Consider the following 21,220-nt stretch of genomic DNA (forward strand, 5'->3'; position numbering starts at 1 on the left):
GAATACCGTTGTGGGAGTGAGCACGGAAACCTACGCGGAATGGCTGCGGGCGCGCGATGACGACGAGTTGCGCGCGCTCTTCTCGTGCCGCCCTGAACTGATCACCCCGGTTCCCTCGGACATCACCGCCTTGTCCTCGCGCGCCTCGGCGCCCTCGGCTCTGTCGAGGGCGCTCGACCGGCTCGACCGGTTCGCGCTGAACGTCTTCGAGGCGCTGCTGGTGCTCCCCACTCCCACGACGCGTGACGACCTCGCCGCCGCGGTCGGCGCCGACGTGCACGGCCCGCTCGACCGGCTGCGCGCCCTCGCCCTGGTCTGGGGCCCGGACCAGGAGCTGCGCGCCGCGCCCGGCGCGCGGCAGGCGATTCCTCATCCGGCGGGCCTCGGCCCGCCCATCCGTGAGGCCTTCGCGTCCTATCCGTCCGACCGCCTGGCGATGCTGCTGGACGACCTCGGCCTGGACTCCGTGGACGCCATCGGCGAGCGGATCGGCGCCCTGGTCGAGGAGGCCGGACCCGAGGCACGGGCCGCGCTCGACCGGCTCGCCTGGGGCCCGCCGATCGGCAAGGTCGACGGCGCGCGCCGTCCCGTCACGCTCGTCACCGCGAGCTCCCCGATCGAGCGGCTCCTCGCCCGCGGGCTGCTGGTCGCCACCGACGACCGCACCGTGACGCTCCCCCGCGAGATCGGCCGATACCTCCGCGGCGGCCGCGTCTTCCGCGACCTGGAGACCACCGCCCCGCCGCTCGACGGCACCGTACGCAACCGGTCGCTGGTCGACCGCACCGCCGGCGGCCAGGCCTTCACCACCGTCCGCACCGTCGAGGAGATGCTCGATCGCTGGGGCATCGACCCTCCCGGCGTGCTCCGCAGCGGCGGGCTCGGCATCCGCGACCTGAGGGCGGCCGCCGTACGCCTGGATCTGCCCGAGTGGACGGCGGCGCTCCTGATCGAGGTCGCGTACGCCGCCGGGCTGCTCTCGCGCAGCGGCGACTACGACGGGTCCGGCACGGGCGGGCGCGGAGGCGACGCCCTGTGGCTGCCGACGCAGTCGTATGACCTGTGGCGGCTCCAGGACACCGACCGCCGCTGGGTCGCCCTCGCCGAGGCCTGGCTGCGGATGGACCGCGTCCCCGGCCTCGCCGGCGAACGCGACGACCGCGACCGCCTGATCAACGCGCTGTCCGACGAGGCGATCCGGGCCAGTGCCCCGCAGGTACGCCGGTCGGTGCTCGCCGCTCTCACCGACGCCCCGCCCGGCACCGCGCCGACGGTCGAGGGCGTCTATGCCCATCTCGCCTGGCTCCAGCCGCGGCGGGGCGGCACGCTGCGTGAGCGTCTCGTCGGCTGGACCCTCCGCGAGGCCGAGGCGCTGGGCGTGACCGGTTTCCGGGCGGCGGCGGCGCACACCGGCGCGCTGCTGGCCGGTGAGGGCGCCGCCAAGGCCCTGCTCAAGGTGTTGCCCATGCCGGTCGACCACGTGCTGATCCAGGCCGACCTGACCGCCGTCGCACCCGGCCCGCTGGTCGCCGACCTGGCCCGTGAGCTGGCGCTCGCGGCAGACGTCGAGTCGACGGGTGGAGCCACGGTCTACCGCTTCACCCCCGAGTCCGTACGCCGCGCGCTCGACGCCGGCCGAGGCGCCGCCGAGCTGATCGACCTGCTTTCGAAGCACTCGGCCACCGACCTGCCCCAGCCGCTGACCTATCTGATCGAGGACGTCGCCCGGCGGCACGGCCGGCTGCGCGTGGGCATCGCCTCGGCGTACGTCCGTAGCGACGACCCCGCCGTGCTCGGGGAGATCATGGCCGACCGTCGGTCGGACGAGCTGCGGCTGCACCGGCTCGCGCCGACCGTTCTCGCCTCGCGCGTGCCCCGCGCCGAGCTGCTCGAGGCGCTCCGCCAGCTCGGGTACGCACCGGTGGCCGAGTCCCCCGAAGGCTCGGTCGTGATCACCCGCCTCGACGCCCAGCGCGCCGAGTCGGCCGGCCACGGCACGTACGAGCAGGCCCGCCACGCCGCACGCGGCTCCGGGCCGGACGTCTCGGTGATCACCGCGGCGGTACGCGCGCTGCGCGCGGGCGACGAGGCCGCGCGCGTCTCCGTGCCGTACGGGGCCCCGCCGCGTTCCCCGGCGGCGGCGATGGTCCAGCATCTGCGCGAGGCCGCCGACCGCGGCGCGCGCGTCTGGATCGGCTACCTCGACCAGCAGGGACAGGCGTCCAGCCGCATCATCGAACCCGCGCGTATCGAGGGCGGCTTCCTCACGGCGTACGACGCGACCCGCGCCGCCATCCACCGGTTCGCCCTGCACCGCATCACGGGGGTCGCCGACGTCGACGGCTCGGGCTGACATTCCGCCGCGAAACGGCAGTCGAGATTGAACCGAACTGTGATCCCAGGCGTCCTATCCACAGGTCATGCTTGAAGGTGGCTTTACCGCCTCTGGACATCCACGTGGGGGACCCACCATGACGTGGCAGGATCCGCAAGGTCAGTCGGACTGGCGCGACGCGTACGGTCAGTACGGCCAGCAAGGCCCTTACGGGCAACAGGAGCCGCAGGATACGCCGCCACCGGGATGGGGCCCCGACCCGTACGGCCAGACCCCCTACGCGCAGGGACCGTACCCCCAGGACCCGTACGCGCAGGGCCAGTATCCACAGGGCCCGTACGCGCAGACCCCGTACTCACCGGATCCGTACGGGCAGTACCCCTACGCCGGGTACGGACCGGCCGGTGCTCCGCGGTCCGGCAGCAGCGGCGCGACCGTGGCCGCGCTCGTGGCCAACATCATCGCCGCCGTTCTCTTCTGCTCCGGCATCGCCTGGATCCCGGGGATCATCACCTCCGCGATCGCGCTGAACCGCGTCAACACCGACCCCGAGTCCGCCCGCCGCCTGACCATCGCGGCCTGGGCGTGCTTCGCGGCCGACATCGTGGTGACCGTGGGGTTCTTCGTCCTCGTCTTCGCGGCGGGCGGTTTCAGCGACTAGGCCCCAGGCCACGCCGCCACGAATCGGCGCGGGAAGCTCCAGGGGGGCTCCGGCTGTTGGACACTGTGACCCCCACGTTGAAAGGCACCACGTGACCGACGGCCCGCTCATCGTCCAGTCCGACAAGACCCTCCTGCTCGAGGTCGACCACGACTCGGCCGCCGAGTGCCGCAAGGCGATCGCACCGTTCGCCGAGCTGGAGCGTGCCCCGGAACACGTCCACACCTACCGGATCACGCCCCTGGCGCTGTGGAACGCGCGCGCCGCGGGCCACGACGCCGAGCAGGTGGTCGACGCGCTCATCAGCTTCGCGCGCTACCCGGTCCCGCACGCCCTTCTCGTGGACATCGCCGAGACCATGGGCCGGTACGGACGGCTACGGCTGGAGAAGAATCCCGTGCACGGCCTGGTGCTCGCGTCGTCGGACCGTGCGGTGCTGGAGGAGGTACTGCGCGCGCGGAAGCTCCAGTCGATGTTCGGCACACGCGTCGACGACGACACCGTGGCGGTGCACCCCAGCGAGCGCGGCACGCTCAAGCAGGCGCTGCTGAAGATCGGCTGGCCGGCCGAGGACCTCGCCGGGTACGTCGACGGCGAGGCGCACCAGATCGACCTGGTCGAGAACGGCTGGGGCCTGCGCGGCTACCAGCGCGACGCGGCGGAGTCCTTCTGGCACGGCGGCTCCGGAGTGGTCGTGCTGCCCTGTGGCGCGGGCAAGACGATCGTCGGCGCCGCGGCGATGGCGCACGCGTCGGCCACCACCCTGATCCTGGTCACCAACACCGTCTCCGCGCACCAGTGGAAGCAGGAGCTGCTGAAGCGCACGACGCTGACCGAGGAGGAGATCGGGGAGTACACCGGCACCAAGAAGCAGATCCGTCCCGTCACCATCGCGACGTACCAGGTCATGACGACCCGGCGGAAGGGCGTCTACACCCACCTGGAGCTGTTCGACGCGCGTGACTGGGGCCTGGTGCTGTACGACGAGGTGCACCTCCTGCCGGCGCCGATCTTCCGGATGACCGCCGACCTGCAGACCCGCCGCCGCCTCGGCCTGACCGCGACCCTCGTACGCGAGGACGGCCGCGAGGGCGATGTGTTCTCCCTCATCGGCCCGAAGCGCTACGACGCTCCGTGGAAGGAGATGGAGGCACAGGGCTGGATCGCCCCGGCGGACTGCGTCGAGGTACGCGTGACGCTGACCGAGTCCGAGCGCCTCGCGTACGCGACGGCCGAGCAGGAGGACCGCTACCGGTTCTGCGCCACCACCCCGACGAAGTCCTCGGTGGTCGAGGCCCTGGTCGAGCGCCATCGCGGCGACCAGACCCTGGTGATCGGCCAGTACATCGACCAGCTCGACGAGCTCGGTGAGCGTCTCAACGCTCCCGTGATCAAGGGTGAGACCAAGATCAAGGAGCGCGAGCGTCTGTTCGACGCCTTCCGCAGCGGCGAGATCTCGGTGCTGATCGTCTCCAAGGTCGCCAACTTCTCCATCGACCTGCCCGAGGCGGCCGTGGCCGTCCAGGTGTCGGGCACGTTCGGGTCGCGGCAGGAGGAGGCCCAGCGGCTCGGCCGGGTGCTCCGGCCGAAGGCGTCCGGCAAGGGCGCGCGTTTCTACTCCGTCGTCGCGCGCGACACCCTCGACCAGGACTACGCCGCCCACCGGCAGCGTTTCCTCGCCGAGCAGGGCTACGCCTACCGCATCATCGACGCCGACGACGTCTTCGCCGACAAGGAGATCTGAGCCGGGCCGTCGGCCGTCAGGCGGCGAAGAAGGCGGCCAGCGCGGGGGCCAGCGCCTCCGGGGACACGTCGTGCGTCTGGCCCTCGAGGGTCAGGTGCCCGGCGGTGGGGAGCGCGTCCGCGGTGGCCTTCGCGGCCTGCTGGAGACCCTGCGGGCTGCCGGTCCCGGCGAGGACCAGTGCCGGGACGGTGACCGCCGCGGCCAGGTCGCGCGGCACGCCACCGTCGCCGAGCACCTGGTCGTCGTAGGCGAGCGTCGGGGCGACCGCCTCCAGGGCGGCCCAGCCCGGCTGTGCCCGGATGCCGGCCACGGCCGGCGCGGGAACACCGACGTTCGTCATGAACAGCTCCACCGCGTCGCCGTCGCGCCGTGCGTCGAGCAGCTCGCTCAGCCGCTCGGAGTAGTCCGTGATCCGCGCACCGTCCTCGACCTCGGCCATGAACGGCGGCTCGTAGAGCGCCACCTTGGTGATCGACGGGCCGGCGGCCGCGGCCGCCAGGGCGAGAGCGGCTCCCGAGGAGATCCCGTAGACGTAGGCCGTACCCCCGGCCTCCTCGATGAGGGCCTGGAGGTCCTCGATCTCCCGGTCGACCGCGTACGGCGTCGTGTCGGAGCTTTCACCCCGCCCCCGGCGGTCGTAGGCGTAGACGGTGAAGCCGTCCCGCAGCAGGGCGGCGAGTGGCCGCATGGGCCCTCCCCCGCGATGGCACAGGGCTCCGTCGACGAGGACGAGCGCCGGCCCGCTGCCGGTGCGCTCGTACGCGATCACGGTGCCGTCGGCCGAGGTGACAACCGGCATCGAGTGCTCCCTAACTCCGTGGATGTTCCTGGGCGTCGCGCAGGCCGGCCACGTAGACGTCGAAGCGGTCGAGGCTGGTGGCGAACCCGGCCCTCGCCTCGGCGCCGAGGTAGGCCTCCGGCACGTTGGTCTGATGGGTGACCACCTCGGTGCGCCCGTCCTCCAGGTCCACGAAGGTGATCGTCGTCCGCATGCCGCCCTCGACGCCGGGCTCGATCCACACCAGGCGGTCGGGCCGGTGGATCTCGGCGTAGACGGCCCGCATGGTGTAGGTGCTGCCGTCGGCATCGTTGACCATGGTGGTCTCGAAGACCCCGCCGGGCCTCAGGTCGATGACGATGTCGCCGACCGGCGTGCTCGTCCCGGCCGGACCCCAGAAGTGCGCGAGGTGCTCCGGCGTGGTCATGCAGTCGAACAGCAGCTCGGGCGAGGCCCGATGCACCCGCCGGTAGGTGAGCTCGCCCGTCCCGGTCATCGCGTCGTCTCCTCGTCGTCGCGCCGCCCGGCCCGCAGGACGGCCAGGTGCTCTTCCAGGCGGTCGTGCCGGTCGGACCAGACCTGCCGGTGACGCGCGATCCAGCCGACGGCCGCGTCGAGACGCACCGTCTCCAGAACGCAGGGCCGTGCCTGCGCGGTCCGGGTACGCGAGATGAGGCGGGCGTGCTCGAGCACCTTGACGTGCTTGGAGACCGCCTGCTGGGTCATCGCGAACGGCTCGGCGAGCTCGTTCACCGTCGCGTCGCCCTGGGCCAGGCGCTCCAGGATCGCCCGCCTGGTGGGATCGGCCAGCGCCGAGAACACCAGCGTCAAATCGTCTTCAACGACTGCCATGCCCCGACCGTATCCACAACCATTGGTTTGCACAACCGGTAAGTTGTATAGCCGTTTCTTGACATGCAACCTTCCGGCTGCCTAAATTGTCATGCAACCAAATGGTTGCCTATGTTCGGAGACAGGGAATGGACGCGGTCTTCAAGGCACTCGCGGACGCGACGCGGCGCAGGCTGCTCGACAGTCTGAACGCCCGCAACGGCCAGACCCTGCGCGAGCTGTGCGCCGAGTCCGGCATGAGCCGGCAGGCCGTCACCAAGCACCTGACCGTCCTGGAGGCGGCAGGCCTGGTCACGACGGTCCGGCAGGGCCGGGAGAAGCTGCACTACCTCAACGCCGCACCCATCAACCAGATCACCGAGCGCTGGATCAACCGCTACGACCGTACGCGGGTGCACGCACTCGCCGATCTGAAGTCCGCACTGGAGGACGCCCCGATGACCAAGCCCGAGTTCGTCTACGTCACCCACATCAAGACGACGCCGGAGAAGCTGTGGCAGGCGCTCACCGACCCGGCGTTCACCGCCCGCTACTGGGGCGTGGAGTTCGAGTCCGACTGGACCGAGGGAGCGCCCATGGTCTGGCGGGAGCGCGGCGCGGAGACCCGCGACCCTGAGCAGGTGGTCCTCGTCTCCGACCCCTACCGGCGGCTCTCCTACACCTGGCACACCTTCACCGCGGAGTGGGCGGAGTCGGGCGACGTGCCCGAGGAGACCCTGAAGGCCTACGCCGCGGAACCCCGGACCCAGGTGACCTTCGACATCGAGCCGACCGCGTCGGCCGTCAAGCTGACCGTCACCCACGGTGGCTTCGAGCCCGGCAGCGAGATCCTCAAGGGCGTCAGCAACGGCTGGCCGGTGATCCTGTCCAGTCTCAAGACGCTGCTGGAGTCCGGTGAGCCCCTCTAGGCCCTAGGGCGTGTCTGACAAATCCTGTTCGTAGCGAGCGGCGTCCAGGTGGTGCGTCGCAAGGCGGAGGAGGGAGTCAGCCTGGTGTTGGCTGGCGACCGACGACAACGCGGCGAGGCGCCGCCTGGGCGTCGCGCAGCCGGACGAGGGTTTGTCAGACACGCCCTAGGCGCCGAGGACGCCGCCCAGGCCGCGGTTGGAGGACCGGGTGGTGTCGTAGGCCAGCGGGCAGGCCAGCGTCAGCGTACGGATGGGCTCGGGCAGCTGGAAGTTCAGCTGGAGGACGTACCGATCCGCTCCGCTGAACATCTGCGCCAGGCGGTCGCCCGCTCCCCCGGCCCGGCGGAAGCTCGCGATCGAGATGTTCTGCCAGTCCGTGACCTGGGCGCGCATGTAGTCGAAGTAGCCGATCTGGCGGCCATAGGCATCCAGCATCTCGTACCCCTGCAGGGCCTTTTTCCGAAGATGGCCGATCAACTGCCCCTGGGGCGTGACGACATCGATCTTGGGCGTGCCGACATAGGAGTACGGCTTGTTCACCCAGAAAAAGGGCATGCCATCAGGCCGGGTCACCAGCAGGTCCCGCTTGGCCTGGTCGTTACGGCGCTGGTTGAGTACACGCCAGGCCTTCTGGGCGCCATTGACGCCCTGCTCGGCGACGTTCGCGACCGGATGGCCCTGCGGATTCCAGATGGTGTACTTCGCCTGGACCGAGAACATCTCCGGCGGCTGGTCGTAAACGAGCACAGGGGAGTTGAAGAGATCCACGCGCGAAGTTTACGACTCCGGCCGGACCGGCACATACGGGACAGATATCGGATCGGTAATTAGGGCATGTTCGGCAGAGATGTCCTAAAGCGCGCATGCGAAAGGGGCGGCCCCAGCACCGAGGACCGCCCCTTCTGCTTGCCGGACCTAGAAGTCCATGCCACCCGCGTCAGGAGCGGCCGGAGCCGCGTTCTTCTCGGGCTTTTCCGCGATGACGGCCTCGGTCGTCAGGAAGAGCGCCGCGATGGAAGCGGCGTTCTGCAGTGCCGAACGCGTCACCTTGGCCGGGTCGATGATCCCGGCGTCGAACATGTTGACGTACTCACCGGTCGCGGCGTTGAGGCCCTCGCCCGGCGGGAGCGAGCGAACCCGCTCCGCCACGACGCCGCCCTCGAGGCCGGCGTTGATCGCGATCTGCTTGAGCGGCTCTTCGAGAGCGCGCTTGACGATCGTGGCACCAGTGGCCTCGTCGCCCTCAAGCTCGATCTTGTCGAACGCACCGGCACCCGCCTGCAGCAGCGCGACGCCACCACCGGGGACGATGCCCTCCTCAACGGCTGCCTTCGCGTTGCGGACGGCGTCCTCGATGCGGTGCTTGCGCTCCTTGAGCTCGACCTCGGTCGCCGCGCCGGCCTTGATGACGGCGACGCCGCCGGCCAGCTTGGCGAGGCGCTCCTGGAGCTTCTCGCGGTCGTAGTCCGAGTCGCTGTTCTCGATCTCGACCCGGATCTCGTTGACCCGGCCCGCGATGTCCTCGGAGTTGCCGGCGCCATCGACGACGGTGGTCTCGTCCTTGGTCACCACGAGACGCTTGGCCTGGCCGAGCATGTCGAGCGTGGTGTTCTCCAGCTTGAGGCCGATGTCCTCGCTGACGACCTGGCCACCGGTCAGGATCGCGATGTCCTGCAGCATGGCCTTGCGGCGGTCACCGAAGCCCGGAGCCTTGACGGCGACGGACTTGAAGACACCGCGGATCTTGTTGACGATCAGCGTGGCCAGGGCCTCGCCCTCGACGTCCTCGGCGATGATGACCATCGGCTTGCCACTCTGCATGACCTGCTCGAGAACCGGCACGAGGTCCTTGTTGGCCGAGATCTTCGAGCTGGCGATCAGGATGTACGGGTCGTCGAAGACGGCCTCCATACGCTCCGGGTCGGTCACGAAGTAGTGGGAGACGTATCCCTTGTCGAAGCGCATGCCCTCGGTGAGCTCAAGCTCGAGGCCGAAGGTCTGGCTCTCCTCGACGGTGATGACGCCTTCCTTGCCGACCTTGTCCATCGCTTCGGCGATCATCTCGCCGATCGAGGGGTCGCCGGCGGAGATGGAGGCCGTGGAAGCGATCTGCTCCTTGGTCTCCACATCCTTGGCAATCTTGGAAAGCTCCTCGCTCACGCGCTCGACGGCGGACTCGATGCCCCGCTTGAGGGACATCGGGTTGGCGCCGGCGGCGACGTTGCGCAGGCCCTCGCGGACCAGCGCCTGAGCCAGAACGGTTGCCGTGGTGGTGCCGTCGCCCGCGACGTCGTCGGTCTTCTTCGCGACCTCCTTGACGAGCTCGGCCCCGATCTTCTCCCACGGGTCCTCGAGCTCGATCTCCTTCGCGATCGAGACACCGTCGTTGGTGATCGTGGGGGCGCCCCACTTCTTCTCCAGCACGACGTTGCGACCCTTGGGGCCAAGGGTGACCTTCACGGCGTCGGCGAGCTGGTTCATGCCGCGTTCGAGGCCGCGTCGTGCTTCCTCGTCGAACGCGATCATCTTTGCAGCCATAGGCTCCAGATCCTCCCGGAACGGGGTGGCTATCAACTGGATCGAGTCGACGCCCGCGACGGACGACCTCACCGGCGACTACCATGCCGTCGCCGGGGTGAGAGGCCTCGTCGCCTCGATCACTTACTTGGCGTTGGCACTCTCAACATCAGAGTGCCAACGTTGTGTTTAGCACTCTACCCCAGCGAGTGCAAGCCATAACTCTCCCACCAGGCATCGGACACGCAGCGAGGCCCGGCGCTCGATGCGCCGGGCCTCGTCCGAGCTATGCGGATCAGAGCATGCGGACCGACTCCGCCTGCGGACCCCGGTCGCTCTGTGTGATCTCGAACTCGACCCGCTGCCCCTGCTCAAGGCTGCGGTAGCCATCAGCCACGATGGCCGAATAGTGCACGAACACGTCCCTGCCACCGTCGACCGCGATGAAGCCGTAGCCTTTGTCCGCGTTGAACCACTTGACGGTGCCTTGTGCCATTCCTAACAACTCCCACCAGGCAATTCCCCGTGGTCATTCCCACGGCTACCGACACGGGCCCGCCGGAGGCGCGGAACCCGATGGCCAGCACGGATCGAGCCGCGATGACCATCGCCGACCATACACACGGCTACCGTCCGTGGAACACCCTTTACCCAAGATGATCGGACGGCCGATCCTGGTCAATCAAGGATCATTGAAATGGGAACTTTGCCAAGTGAAGGGAAAAACGCCCTGACTCGCTCGTATGCCTAGCCGCCGGCCACCGCGGGGATGATCGAGATCTGCGCGCCATCGGGCGTAACGGTGTCGAGTCCGTCGGCGAAGCGCACATCCTCTTCACCCACGTAAACATTCACAAAACGGCGGATCTTGCCGTTTTCATCAAGGATTCGGGCAGCAATCCCGGAGAAACTGGCGTCCAGGTCGGCGACGACCTCTCGTACCGTCGCTCCCGAGGCCTTCACCTCGGACTCGCCACCCGTGTAGCTGCGCAGGATCGTGGGGATTCGCACGCTGATCGAGCTCATGCCAGGCCCGCCTTTCGGAATGCGTCGAACGAAGGGGCGATGTTCGCGGACGGCCGGGCGACCGCCGCGACGGCGTCGAGAGTCTTCAGTCCGTCGCCGGAGTTGATCATGACCGTCTCGGCGGCCGGGTCCAGCGCGCCCGAGGCCACCAGCTTCCGCAGCGAGGCCAGGGTGACGCCACCGGCCGTCTCGCCGAAGATGCCCTCGGTACGGGCGAGGAGCCCGATGCCCTCGATGACCTCCTCGTCGGAGACGTCCTCGATGGCACCGCCCGTCCGCCGGACCGCGTCCAGGACGTACGGACCGTCGGCCGGGTTGCCGATGGCCAGGGACTTGGCGATCGTGTCGGGCTTCACCGGCCGTACGACGTCGTGCCCGGCCTTGAACGCCGCGGCCACCGGCGAGCAGCCGGTCGCCTGGGCGCCGAACACCTTGTACGGCTTGTCCTCCACCAGGCCGAGCGTGATGAGCTCCTGGAACGCCTTGTCGATCTTGGTGAGCTGCGCGCCGGAGGCGATCGGCACCACGATCTGGTCGGGGAGGCGCCAGCCGAGCTGCTCGGCCACCTCGTATCCGATCGTCTTGGAACCCTCGGCGTAGTACGGGCGGACGTTGACGTTGACGAACGCCCAGTCCTCCTGCTCGCCGGCGATCTCGGAGGCCAGCCGGTTGACGTCGTCGTAGTTGCCGTCGACGGTCACGAACGTCCCGCCGTACACCGCGGTGGCGACGATCTTCTGCTGCTCGAGGTTCGAGGGTACGAACACCGCGCTGCGGATGCCCGCGCGTGCCGCAGCGGCGGCCACCGCGTTGGCGAGGTTGCCCGTGGACGGGCAGGCCAGCACCTTGAAGCCGAGCTCGCGCGCGGCCGCCAGTGCGACTCCGACGACCCGGTCCTTGAAGGAGTGCGTGGGGTTGCCGCTGTCGTCCTTGACCCACAGCGACCGCAGGCCGAGCGACTCGGCGAGGTTGTCGGAGCGGACCAGGCGGGTGAAGCCGGGCTCGGTGTTGGGTGTCTCGGTGACGTTCGGCGGCACCGGAAGCAGGTCACGGTAGCGCCAGATGTTGCGGGGACCCGCCTCGATCCGCTCACGACTCACGTTGGAGTAGTCGTAGGTGACCTCGAGCGGGCCGAAACACTGCTCACAGGCGTAGCGCGGGCCGAGATCGTAGGACTGTCCGCACTCACGGCAGGTGAGTGCGGTCGCGGGGCCGAGGTTCGGGACGGCAGTCAGCGACATGGAGCGAGGCCTCTCTCCTCATCTTTACTCGTGCCACCTTGGTCACGAGCCGGAGTTGGCACCTGTCCCGGGCGGCCTCGCGTCAGATTCGGCGAGTTGCGGCGCGGCGATGGCCGCGCTGATGACCGCATGTCCGGGAGGGTTGCCGGGGCTTCAACGGGCCGGTCCCTCCACCCCTCTGGATGAGCGGTATTAAGTTGTATCGGGAATTGTATACGCGACTGACCGGTTCTTGGCCAGCCGGGGTCTCAGGTCACGAGACGCCCCAGAGTACGAATACCACCTACGTACAGCAACCGTATGGTTACGAATCGGGCAGCTGCCGACCTTTGGCGATCGCTGTTAACAACGGCCGGTTACCCTCCCCCCATGGCTGACACGCAGGTGCTCGTCGCATCCAACCGCGGCCCTGTCTCGTTCTCGCTGGCCGACGACGGGACCCTGTCGATGCGTCGCGGTGGCGGCGGTCTCGTCTCCGCCCTCGCCGGGCTCAGCGGTGACATCCTGTGGATCTGCGCCACTCTGTCGGACGCCGACCGGGCCGCCGCCCGGCGCGTAGCCGACGGGCGGCTGGACGTCCCGGACGTCGGCGCGGTCCGGATGCTGGACATCCCGGCGGGGACGTTCCACCGGGCCTACAACGCGGTCGCCAACTCGACACTGTGGTTCGTGCACCACATGCTGTTCGACACGCCGAACAAGCCGCACTTCGACGCCCGTTCGCGCCGCGACTGGCAGTCCTACGAGGCGTACAACGCGGCGTTCGCGGACGCGCTGGCCCGTGACGCCTCTCCCGGCGCGAAGATCGCCGTGCAGGACTACCACCTCGCGCTCGTCCCCACGCTGCTGCGCGAGCGCAGGCCCGACGTGAAGATCACGCACTTCTCCCACACGCCGTGGGCCCCGCCGGAGTACTACCGGCTGCTGCCGGACGACATCGGGCGGCAGGTCCTGGAGGGCATCCTCGGCGCCGACCACGCCGGCTTCCAGACCGAGCGGTGGGCCGAGGCGTTCCTCGACTGCTGCGCCGCGGTCCTGCGGGCGAGCGTCGACCGCCGGGCGCGTACGGTCTCCCATCGCGGGCACGTCACGCGTGTCGGCGTGCACGGCCTCGGCGTCGACGGCGACGCGCTGCGCGCACGCGCCGCCGAGCCGGACGTGACCGCCCGCGCCGCCGCGCTGCGCGAGCAGGTCGGCGACCGGCGGCTCATCGTGCGCATCGACCGCACCGAGCTGTCCAAGAACATCGTGCGCGGCCTGGCCGCCTACCGCGAGCTGCTCGCCAAGCACCAGGAATGGCACGGCCGGGTCGTGCACCTGGCCTTCGCCTACCCGTCGCGGCACGACCTGCCGGAGTACCGGGAGTACACCGCGGCCGTGCAGCGGATCGCGGCGGAGATCTCCGATGAGTTCGGCCGTGACTCGTGGGATCCGCTGATCCTGCAGGTCAACGACGACTATCCGCGCTCGCTGGCCGCGTACGGGATGGCCGACGTGCTGCTGGTGAACCCGATCCGCGACGGCATGAACCTCGTCGCCAAGGAGGGCCCAACGCTGTCACGGAACGGCTGTGCGCTGGTGCTGTCCGGCGAGGCCGGTGCCGCCGGCGAGATGTGCGACGACGCCATCATGGTGAACCCCTACGACGTGACACAGACCGCCGAGGCGCTGCACCAGGCGCTGCTCATGCCGCCGGACGAGCGCGCCGAGAGGTGCAAGCGCCTCGCCGAGGCGGCCACCGCCCTGCCCCCGCAGCGCTGGCTCGCCGACCAGCTCGCCGCCCTGAGGTAGCCCCGGTCAGGTGTAGCTGTCGCCGAGGGACTGGCGTACCTGCTTGCGGGCCTCGTGGATCCGTGACTTGACCGTGCCGAGCGGCAGGTTGAGCTGGGTGGCGATCTCGCTGTACTCCAGCTGGGACACGTCGCGCAGCACCAGCGCCTCGATGAGGTCGGGCTTGCGGCGCTCCAGGTCCTCCATCGCGTCGAGGATGTCCACGCGGGAGCCGGCGATGACGCTCGTACGGCGCGGATCGGGACGCTGCTCCGGCAGCTCGCCGGCCTGCTCCATCGAGCGGCGCTTGAGCGAGCGGTAGGTCGACCGCGCGGAGTTGGCCACCACGACGTGCAGCCACGTGGTGAAGCGCGACCGGCCCTCGAAACGGTTGATGTTCCTTGCCACCTGCATCAACGCGTCCTGACACGCTTCCTCGGCATCCTGTCTGCACGGCAGGAACCGCGCGCAGTGCCGCAGGACGTCGGGCTCGATCACTCGCAGTAGTGCGTTGAGAGCCTCCCGGTCTCCGTCGGCGGCCCGCTGAGCCAATTCCTCAGTCCGCTCGTCGTACGCCATGACCTGTCCTCGCCCTCACCATCGCCCCGTATTGGGCATGATACGGGGGTGTCCATGCCTCCGGCCGTCGGCCGTTACCGAATCGATCGCGTTCTTGGATCAGGAGCATTCGCCTCCGTGTGGCTTGCCCACGACGAGGTACTCGACGCCCAAGTCGCGGTGAAGGTACTGGCCGGCGGACTGCTCGACGACCTTGACGTGCGCAACCGGTTCCTCGAAGAGGCCAAGATCCTGCGCCGCGCCGACTCCGAACGCCTCGTGCGCGTGCACGACATCGGTGAGCTCGACGACGGGCGCCCGTACTTCGTGATGTCCTACGCCGATCTCGGGACGCTCTCGGATCGGATGAGAAAGCGTGACCTGAGCACCGCCGAGGCGCTGCGGCTGGCCACCGAGGTCGCCCATGGCGTCGAGGTCATCAACCGGCTGGGGGTCATTCACCGCGACCTCAAGCCGTCGAACGTGCTGTTCCAGTCGACCACGGACGGTGGCGAACGCCTCCTGATCGCCGATCTCGGTCTCGCCAAGGCGCTCGCGCACGCCTCGGGCGCGTTCACCCTGCCGGTCGGCACCCCCGGGTACATGTCACCGGAACAGGCGAGGTTCGGCGGTGGCCTCGACGTGCGCGCCGACGTGTACGGCCTGGGCGCGCTGACCTACCACCTGGTCACCGGCCGCGCGCCGAGCACGGCGCCGGTGCTCGTGCCGCCCAGCGCGATCCGGCCCGGCCTGCCGCCCGCCGTGGACGACATCGTGATGCGGGCCCTGGAGGCCGACCGCGAACGCCGCTGGCCGTCCGCGGAGGCGTTCGCGGCGGCACTGAGCGTCCCGATCCGGTTCGCGCCCGCCGAACCCGCCCCATCCGCGGACCACACCGTGGCCGAGGACTCGACCGCGGGCGATCCGACCGCGAGCGGCAGCTCGCCGGTGCACGGCGACCCTACGGTGGCCGACCCGACGAGGACGGAAGCCTCCTCCAGCGGCCGTGGCCGTCACCGCGGCGCGCCTTCGCACGAGGAGACGATGCGGCAGCCGCTGCCGAGCGTGGAGGGCCCCGCGGACAAGACGGTCGTGGACTTCCCGCTCCCCCGGCACGAACCGGCCGGCCACACCGATCACGGGGTGCGCACCGGAGAGACGCGCCGCAGCCGGATCCTCGTCGCCGCCGGGCTCGCCGGGGTCCTCGTCGCCGGCGGTGGCGGCGCGTACACCATCGCCCGGCTGGCGGGCTCCTCCCCGGACAAGCCGCAAGTGACGGTCGAGCACGGCGAGGACCTGGTCAACGTCACCGACACGACGGGGCGGCTGAGCCTCAAAGTGCCGCCGTCCTGGAAGCTCCAGAAAGAGCACAACCGGTGGCCCGTCTCGGTGAGCGACGGCGCGACCGCGCCCGCGCTGCGGGCCACACCCGACTATGACCAGTTCGTCCGGGACGATGTGGCGGTCCCCGGAGTGTTCGCCGGGCTGACCCGTGACCTGCAGTTCCAGCTGCCACCGGTCGGCTTGGGCAACCACAGCGCGCGCTGCGCGCGCGGACCCGAGCGCGCGTACCGCCACGGCTCGCTGAGAGGCCGGATCACGCCGTGGAAGTGCGGTGGCTCGATCACCGTCAACGAGGTCGGCCTGCGCGACTCCGCGAACAGGTTCGCGATGTGGGTCCGGATCAAGCAGACCGGCCCTCCGGACCTCACCGAACGCATCCTCAACAGCATCCACGCCACGATCTGACCTCTGTGCGGCGGCTTCTCCGTCGAGGATCGCGTACGATATATCGCTAATAGATCGTTGGGGAGATGGTCATGCACAGACGATCCATGCACAGCGAGGAGCGGGCGGCCTTCGGCGGCTGGGGGCCCGGTTTCGGCCCGGGCTTCGGCCCGCGCGGACGCGGTGGCCGCGGCGGTCGCCGCACGAAGCGCGGGAACGTCCGCGCGGCGATCCTGGCGCTGCTCGCCGAGCGGCCCATGCACGGCTACGAGATGATCCAGGAGCTGGAGAGCCGTACCGGCGGGCTGTGGCGGCCGAGCCCCGGATCGGTCTATCCCACGCTGCAGCTACTGGAGGACGAAGGGCTGATCTCCGGCGAGCAGTCGTCCGGCAAGCGCCTGTTCGCGCTGGCCGACGCCGGGCGCGCCGAGGCCGAGACCCAGGAGGCCCCACCGTGGGCCGAGATCACCGAGGACGCCGGCGAGGCGGCCACACACGTGCACAAGGCGATGGGACAGCTGGCGATGGCGCTCCGCCAGGTCATGCACGCCGGCAGCGAGGACCAGCGCAACCGCGCCCTCGACGTGATCAACGACGCGCGAAGGCGGTTGTACGGCATCCTCGCCGACGACGAGGGCTGAGAGGGGTTCGCCGGACCGGAGGCGTCAGAAGAGTTCGCTCGTGAGGGACTCGAGCAGGCGCACGATCCCGGGCGGGCCGTCCACGATGAGGTCGGCGCGCTCGGCCAGCGCGATCACCTCGTCGGAGCCGCTGCACACCTTGACGCCCGGCACTCCCTCGGCGCGAAGCGCCTCGACGGCGTCGAAGGCGGCCAGGTCGCCCAGGTCGTCGCCGGCGTAGAGGACCGCCGCGCTGCCGAGCTCGGTGGCGAGTGAGCGCAGCGCGGCGCCCTTGTCCATTCCCGGCGGGCGGAGTTCGAGCACGAAACGGCCGGGCTCCATGACCAGTCCGCTCCGCTCGGCGAGCGCGGCGATGAGGCCGCGCAGGCGTTCGAGGGCGACCTCGGGCTCGGCCGCGCGCCGCGTGTGCACCGCGAGGGCGTGTCCCTTGTCCTCGATGACGACACCTTCCGGCGCCGTCGCGATGATCTTGGGGAGCTTCACCCGCGCCTCGGCGACGCCCGGCGGCGTCTCCGGCGTGTCGACCGTGCCGTTCTCCCACCGCTCGCGGCCGTACTGGCCGAGCACCACGAGACCGTCGATGCCGGCGAGGCCGCCGTACTCCACCGCGACCGCGGCGGGGCGGCCGGTGATGACGGCGACCTTGCCGATGTGGCGTGCCAGCTCGGCGAGTGCCGTGACCGCCCCGTCCTGGGCGCGAGCGGACTCGGGGTCATCGACGATGGGCGCGAGAGTGCCGTCGAAGTCGAAGGCGGCCAATGCCGCGCCGGGCCGCGTCTTGATCGCGGACAGGCCTTCGGTGCCGGCGGCCGTACGTGACTCAACGTTCATGGGTCGCTCAGCCTATCCACATCGCCGCAGGTTGGCGCCGTACGCTCGCCGCGGTGCGGCAGGCGGTAGCGGGACGGCGGCGTACGCCCCGCTGGGCGCGACGGACGGTGTGGCGCGCGCCGGCACGCGCACGGCCGCGTCGCATGCGGGGTGCGCCGTCTTCGCGAGCTCGTTCAGGTGCGGATGCCGAGCCGGCGGGCCGCCCGCTGGCGCTGGCGCTGCGAACGCTGACGCCGCAGTCGCTTCACGAGCATGGGGTCGTGCTCGAGCGCTTCGGGACGGTCGATGAGCAGGCTCAGCAGCTGGTAGTAGCGGGTCGAGGACATGTCGAAGTTTTCACGGATGGCCTGTTCTTTGGCACCCGCGTACTTCCACCACTGCCGCTCGAACGAAAGAATCGCCAAGTCACGGTCGGCCAGGCCGCCGTCACCTTCGTTTTCAGGGCCATCGCCCCGGGCGTCCGCCGGTTGCATCAGGTCCCCTCTGTACGGGTTCGGGGGGCTGTCATGCTACGCGTGATCACCGACATGTTCGCGGTGTTCTCGCGGATGCCGGCGGGCGTAGCCTGAACTGTGACGCCGAAGCACTGCGTAACGCTACTGACCGACTACGGGCTGGAAGACGGGTTCGTCGCCGCATGTCACGGGGTCATCGCGAGCATCTGCCCACCCGCGCGCATCATCGACATCACCCACCTCGTGCCTCCCGGCGACGTACGCCGCGGCGCCGCGGTCATGGCGCAGACGGTCCCCTACCTCCCGGCCGGCGTGCACGTCGCCGTGATCGACCCGGGGGTGGGCACACGGCGCCGCGCGGTCGCGGTGGCCGTCGGCGACCGCGTCTTCGTCGGGCCGGACAACGGCGTGCTGTCATGGGCGGCCACGGACGAGGAGATACGGGCGTTCGAGCTGACCGACCGGGGGCTGTGGCTCGATCCGGTGTCGGCGACGTTCCATGGCCGGGACATCTTCTCTCCGGTGGCGGCCCACATCGCCGCGGGCCGTGAGGTCGCGACGGTCGGCGAGGAGATCGACCCGGCCGGCCTCGTCCGGCTGCCGCCGCCGGCCCGCAACGTACGGGACGACATGGCCGAGGGCGAGGTTGTCACGGTCGACCGGTTCGGCAACGTCCAGCTGTCGGTCACCGGGGCCGACCTGGACCGGATCGGCGCCCGGTACGGCGAGGCCCTCACGGTCACGCTCGGGCGGCATTCGCGGCGGGTGTCCTACGGCGAGACGTTCGGGTCCGTACCTCCCGGAGAGCTCGTCGCGTACACGGACGCGGCCGGTCAGGTGGCCCTCGCCGTCAACTCCGGCAACGCGGCCCAGCGCCTCGGGCTGCCACCCGGAGCGCACGTGCGCATCGCCATCGCGACGTGATCCGGGACCCGTTTCTCCACCCGGCCACGGCGACTTTCGGAGCTCGCTCGCCGATGGTCAAGTAAGGGTCAAGACGGCAGGTCCCATGAGGCATGATCTTCCCCATGGGTTTCACACGCTCTGACTGGCGCCTGAGCATCATCACCGCCGTGGCCGCGGCGATGGCCGGGATCGCCTATTACGCGAAGCTCGGTGGAAACGTCGCGCCCTTCGTCGTCGCGGCGATCGCGCTCGCACTGCTGGCGAGCCTGGTGGGCCGCAGCGTCGAGGCGCTGGGCGACCGGCTGGGCGCCGGTGCCACCGGCGTCGTCCAAAGCGCTCTGGGAAACCTTCCCGAGTTGTTCGTCGTGCTGTTCGCGCTGAAGGCGAAGCTGTACGACGTCGCGACCGCGACGATCGTCGGGTCGATCCTGGCGAACGTCCTGCTGGTCCTCGGCCTCGCGTTCCTGTTCGGCGGCATCAAGCACGGCCGGCAGACGTTCGGCGGCGAGGCCGCGCGGACGATGTCGATGCTCATGGTGCTGTCCGTCGCGGCGCTGCTCGTCCCGTCGCTCACCTCGGCGCTGGGTTCGCACGCGTCCAAGGCCGCCCTGCACGAGCGGACGTTGTCGATCGTGGTGTCGGTCCTGCTGCTCGGGCTGTTCGTGGCCTCGCTCCCGGCCTCGCTCCGCCGACAGAAGGCCGCCCCCAAAGCCGACGCTGCCGACGCTGCCGACAGTGCCGACGAGGCCGCGGAGTCGTCGGAGCATTCCTGGCCGCTGGCGCTCGCGCTGGCCATGCTGGCGATCACCGGCGTCGGCGCGGCGTTCGTGTCGGACTGGTTCGTGGGCGCCCTCCAGCCCGCGATCCACACGCTCGGCATCTCCGAGGCGTTCGCCGGCCTGGTCATCGTCGCGATCGCCGGCAACGCCGTCGAGAACGTCGTCGGCATCCAGCTCGCCCTCAAGAACCAGTCCGACTACGCGCTGTCGGTGATCCTGCAGAGTCCCCTGCAGATCGCGCTCGTCGTCGCGCCCGCCCTGGTCCTGCTCTCCCCGCTGGTGGGAGCGTCCTTCACGCTGGTGCTGTCACCGCTGCTCATCGCCGTGCTCATCATGTCGATCGTCATCACCGTCCTGGTGGTGCTCGACGGCGAGTCGAACTGGCTCGAGGGCGCGACTTTGATCGTCTTGTACGGCATCATCGCGACGGCCTTCTGGTGGGGATGAGATGCAAGACGATAAATCGGCCGAAACCGGACGGCATTCATGGTCACCCATCTCAACTACTGTGACGATGTGAGTCCGCACATCGACGCGAGTGTGACGGAGATCGAACGCGCGGCATTCCAGCTCCGCCGGCTCTGGGCCAAACCGCATCTGCTGCAGCGCCTGCGCGAACAGTGCGGACAGGGCGGGCGCCCCATCCAGCTGTCCAGCCTGCTGGTGATCCACGCCATCGCGGGCCAGGGCGAAGGACGGGGCGAGGTCACCGTGGGCGCCGTCGCGGACTACCTCGACATCGACCCCTCGACCGCCAGCCGGCTCGTCGGCCACGCCATCGACGCGGGGTTCGTCTCCCGTACCCCGTCCCCGGTCGACGCGCGCCGCGCGCACCTGCGGCTGACGGAGTCCGGGGAACGGGTCAGGAGACTGACCGACGAGTTCCGGCGGCGCTTCATCGCCCGGCTCGTCGCCGACTGGACCGACGAGGAGCGGAGCATGTTCGCCGGGCTGCTCGGGCGCTTCGCGGAGGCGGCGGCGAACTACCCCATGGAGGCCGCCGAGCTGGAGACCTCGATCGAGGCGGCCCGCGCCGACGACTGCGCCCCGTAGAGCCTAGGTGCGCAGCACGGCCAGCCGTTCGCGGTACTCCTCCTCGTCGATCTCGCCACGCGCATAGCGTTCGGCGAGTACCCGCTCGGCGCCACCGCCCGACCGCGTGCGCTTCGACAGCAGGTAGTAGCCGCCGCCGAGGACGAGCAGCCAGAAGAGGCCGAAGCCGATCGGGAAGATCGGCCACCATGCGGTGGAGTGGCCGTCGTGCCAGGGACCGTTCGCGGTCAGCGTCATCGCGTTCATGGTGTTGATGGTGACGGCACGGTCGCGCGTCCGCGTCCCACGTGAGGCGGCTCCGCATGTACGCCTTTCGGCGCAGACGAATCCGGGCCGGTAGTCCGGATGGCCGCCAGGGAAGGGGTGCGCGGATGACGCCGCGCGCGGCCATCGGGAGCACAGGCCCGGAACGCGTACACCGTGCACCGTACACATTG

The 21,220-nt window shown here is 69.9% G+C and carries 22 protein-coding genes and 1 riboswitch; of the genes, 10 read left to right on the plus strand and 12 right to left on the minus strand.

Annotated elements, in window-relative coordinates; translation table 11 throughout:
- Positions 1-16 precede the first annotated feature (16 nt).
- The 3 genes from FB559_RS08500 (at position 17) to FB559_RS08510 (ending at position 4,740) form a co-directional block, all read left to right on the plus strand.
- Positions 17-2,353, plus strand: a complete 2,337-nt coding sequence (locus FB559_RS08500; RefSeq protein WP_141955066.1) for a helicase-associated domain-containing protein — start codon at positions 17-19, stop codon at positions 2,351-2,353.
- Between the two features lie 118 nt (positions 2,354-2,471).
- Positions 2,472-2,996 carry a hypothetical protein gene (locus FB559_RS08505; protein ID WP_141955068.1) on the plus strand — a complete coding sequence of 175 codons (525 nt, stop codon included), beginning with the start codon at positions 2,472-2,474 and terminating at the stop codon, positions 2,994-2,996.
- Between the two features lie 91 nt (positions 2,997-3,087).
- A complete protein-coding gene (locus FB559_RS08510; RefSeq protein WP_141955070.1) occupies positions 3,088-4,740 on the plus strand; it encodes a DNA repair helicase XPB in 1,653 nt (550 codons plus the stop codon).
- A 16-nt stretch (positions 4,741-4,756) separates the two neighbouring features.
- Here the strand turns inward: FB559_RS08510 and FB559_RS08515 are convergent, their stop codons facing one another.
- The 3 genes from FB559_RS08515 to FB559_RS08525 are packed head-to-tail and all read right to left on the minus strand — an operon-like array spanning position 4,757 to position 6,370.
- A complete protein-coding gene (locus tag FB559_RS08515; RefSeq protein ID WP_141955072.1) occupies positions 4,757-5,539 on the minus strand; it encodes an alpha/beta fold hydrolase in 783 nt (260 codons plus the stop codon).
- A gap of 10 nt (positions 5,540-5,549) precedes the next feature.
- Positions 5,550-6,014 carry an SRPBCC family protein gene (locus FB559_RS08520; RefSeq protein ID WP_141955074.1) on the minus strand — a complete coding sequence of 155 codons (465 nt, stop codon included), beginning with the start codon at positions 6,012-6,014 and terminating at the stop codon, positions 5,550-5,552.
- Positions 6,011-6,370, minus strand: coding sequence for an ArsR/SmtB family transcription factor (locus FB559_RS08525; RefSeq protein ID WP_141955076.1), 360 nt, complete (start codon positions 6,368-6,370; stop codon positions 6,011-6,013). Before FB559_RS08525 ends, FB559_RS08520 begins: the two co-directional genes overlap by 4 nt.
- Positions 6,371-6,498: 128 nt before the next feature.
- Here FB559_RS08525 and FB559_RS08530 point away from each other — a divergent pair, with 128 nt between their 5' ends.
- Positions 6,499-7,278 (plus strand): ArsR/SmtB family transcription factor, encoded by a 780-nt coding sequence (locus FB559_RS08530; protein ID WP_141955078.1) that lies wholly within the window; start codon positions 6,499-6,501, stop codon positions 7,276-7,278.
- A 165-nt stretch (positions 7,279-7,443) separates the two neighbouring features.
- On the opposite strand, the gene FB559_RS08535 is transcribed toward FB559_RS08530, so the two are convergent.
- From FB559_RS08535 to thrC, 5 genes are all read right to left on the minus strand, one after another.
- Positions 7,444-8,046: a hypothetical protein gene (locus FB559_RS08535; protein WP_141955080.1), complete on the minus strand. Its 603-nt coding sequence runs from the start codon at positions 8,044-8,046 to the stop codon at positions 7,444-7,446.
- A 147-nt stretch (positions 8,047-8,193) separates the two neighbouring features.
- Entirely contained in the window at positions 8,194-9,816 is a 1,623-nt protein-coding gene (groL, locus tag FB559_RS08540) for a chaperonin GroEL (RefSeq protein ID WP_141955082.1), read from the minus strand.
- Between the two features lie 274 nt (positions 9,817-10,090).
- Positions 10,091-10,291, minus strand: coding sequence for a cold-shock protein (locus FB559_RS08545; RefSeq protein WP_141955084.1), 201 nt, complete (start codon positions 10,289-10,291; stop codon positions 10,091-10,093).
- Positions 10,292-10,542: 251 nt separating this feature from the next.
- Positions 10,543-10,821: a MoaD/ThiS family protein gene (locus FB559_RS08550; protein ID WP_141955086.1), complete on the minus strand. Its 279-nt coding sequence runs from the start codon at positions 10,819-10,821 to the stop codon at positions 10,543-10,545.
- Complete coding sequence (gene thrC, locus FB559_RS08555) at positions 10,818-12,062, minus strand: threonine synthase (protein ID WP_141955088.1); 1,245 nt, start codon at positions 12,060-12,062, stop codon at positions 10,818-10,820. The genes FB559_RS08550 and thrC overlap by 4 nt, the downstream gene beginning before the upstream one ends.
- Before the next feature lie 15 nt (positions 12,063-12,077).
- Positions 12,078-12,251, minus strand: a riboswitch (SAM riboswitch).
- 180 nt (positions 12,252-12,431) lie between these two features.
- Between thrC and FB559_RS08560 the strand changes: the two genes are divergently transcribed.
- Positions 12,432-13,853 (plus strand): alpha,alpha-trehalose-phosphate synthase (UDP-forming), encoded by a 1,422-nt coding sequence (locus FB559_RS08560; RefSeq protein WP_141955090.1) that lies wholly within the window; start codon positions 12,432-12,434, stop codon positions 13,851-13,853.
- Between the two features lie 6 nt (positions 13,854-13,859).
- Here FB559_RS08560 and FB559_RS08565 read toward each other — a convergent pair whose 3' ends face one another.
- Positions 13,860-14,411, minus strand: a complete 552-nt coding sequence (locus FB559_RS08565; RefSeq protein WP_141955092.1) for an RNA polymerase sigma factor — start codon at positions 14,409-14,411, stop codon at positions 13,860-13,862.
- Between the two features lie 54 nt (positions 14,412-14,465).
- On the opposite strand from FB559_RS08565, the gene FB559_RS08570 reads away from it, so the two are divergent.
- Together FB559_RS08570 and FB559_RS08575 are read left to right on the plus strand one after the other, a co-directional pair.
- The gene (locus tag FB559_RS08570; RefSeq protein ID WP_141961576.1) at positions 14,466-16,139 is read left to right on the plus strand and encodes a serine/threonine-protein kinase; all 1,674 of its coding nucleotides are present in this window, start codon (positions 14,466-14,468) and stop codon (positions 16,137-16,139) included.
- Positions 16,140-16,210: 71 nt separating this feature from the next.
- Entirely contained in the window at positions 16,211-16,759 is a 549-nt protein-coding gene (locus FB559_RS08575; protein WP_246121447.1) for a PadR family transcriptional regulator, read from the plus strand.
- A 24-nt stretch (positions 16,760-16,783) separates the two neighbouring features.
- On the opposite strand, the gene otsB is transcribed toward FB559_RS08575, so the two are convergent.
- A complete protein-coding gene (gene otsB / locus FB559_RS08580) occupies positions 16,784-17,590 on the minus strand; it encodes a trehalose-phosphatase (protein WP_141955096.1) in 807 nt (268 codons plus the stop codon).
- A gap of 173 nt (positions 17,591-17,763) precedes the next feature.
- Entirely contained in the window at positions 17,764-18,063 is a 300-nt protein-coding gene (locus FB559_RS08585) for a DUF3263 domain-containing protein (RefSeq protein ID WP_141955099.1), read from the minus strand.
- A gap of 99 nt (positions 18,064-18,162) precedes the next feature.
- Here FB559_RS08585 and FB559_RS08590 point away from each other — a divergent pair, with 99 nt between their 5' ends.
- The 3 genes from FB559_RS08590 (at position 18,163) to FB559_RS08600 (ending at position 20,783) form a co-directional block, all read left to right on the plus strand.
- The gene (locus tag FB559_RS08590) at positions 18,163-18,969 is read left to right on the plus strand and encodes an SAM hydrolase/SAM-dependent halogenase family protein (RefSeq protein ID WP_141955101.1); all 807 of its coding nucleotides are present in this window, start codon (positions 18,163-18,165) and stop codon (positions 18,967-18,969) included.
- Between the two features lie 104 nt (positions 18,970-19,073).
- Positions 19,074-20,177, plus strand: a complete 1,104-nt coding sequence (cax, locus tag FB559_RS08595) for a calcium/proton exchanger (protein ID WP_141955103.1) — start codon at positions 19,074-19,076, stop codon at positions 20,175-20,177.
- A gap of 69 nt (positions 20,178-20,246) precedes the next feature.
- On the plus strand, positions 20,247-20,783 hold the full coding sequence (locus tag FB559_RS08600) for a MarR family winged helix-turn-helix transcriptional regulator (RefSeq protein WP_246121451.1): 537 nt from the start codon (positions 20,247-20,249) through the stop codon (positions 20,781-20,783).
- 3 nt (positions 20,784-20,786) lie between these two features.
- Here the strand turns inward: FB559_RS08600 and FB559_RS08605 are convergent, their stop codons facing one another.
- Entirely contained in the window at positions 20,787-21,029 is a 243-nt protein-coding gene (locus FB559_RS08605; protein WP_221639928.1) for an SHOCT domain-containing protein, read from the minus strand.
- Between the last annotated feature and the right edge of the window lie 191 nt (positions 21,030-21,220).

Origin of the sequence: Actinoallomurus bryophytorum (assembly GCF_006716425.1) — a bacterium.
In the GTDB taxonomy this organism is placed as follows: Bacteria; Actinomycetota; Actinomycetes; order Streptosporangiales; family Streptosporangiaceae; genus Actinoallomurus; species Actinoallomurus bryophytorum.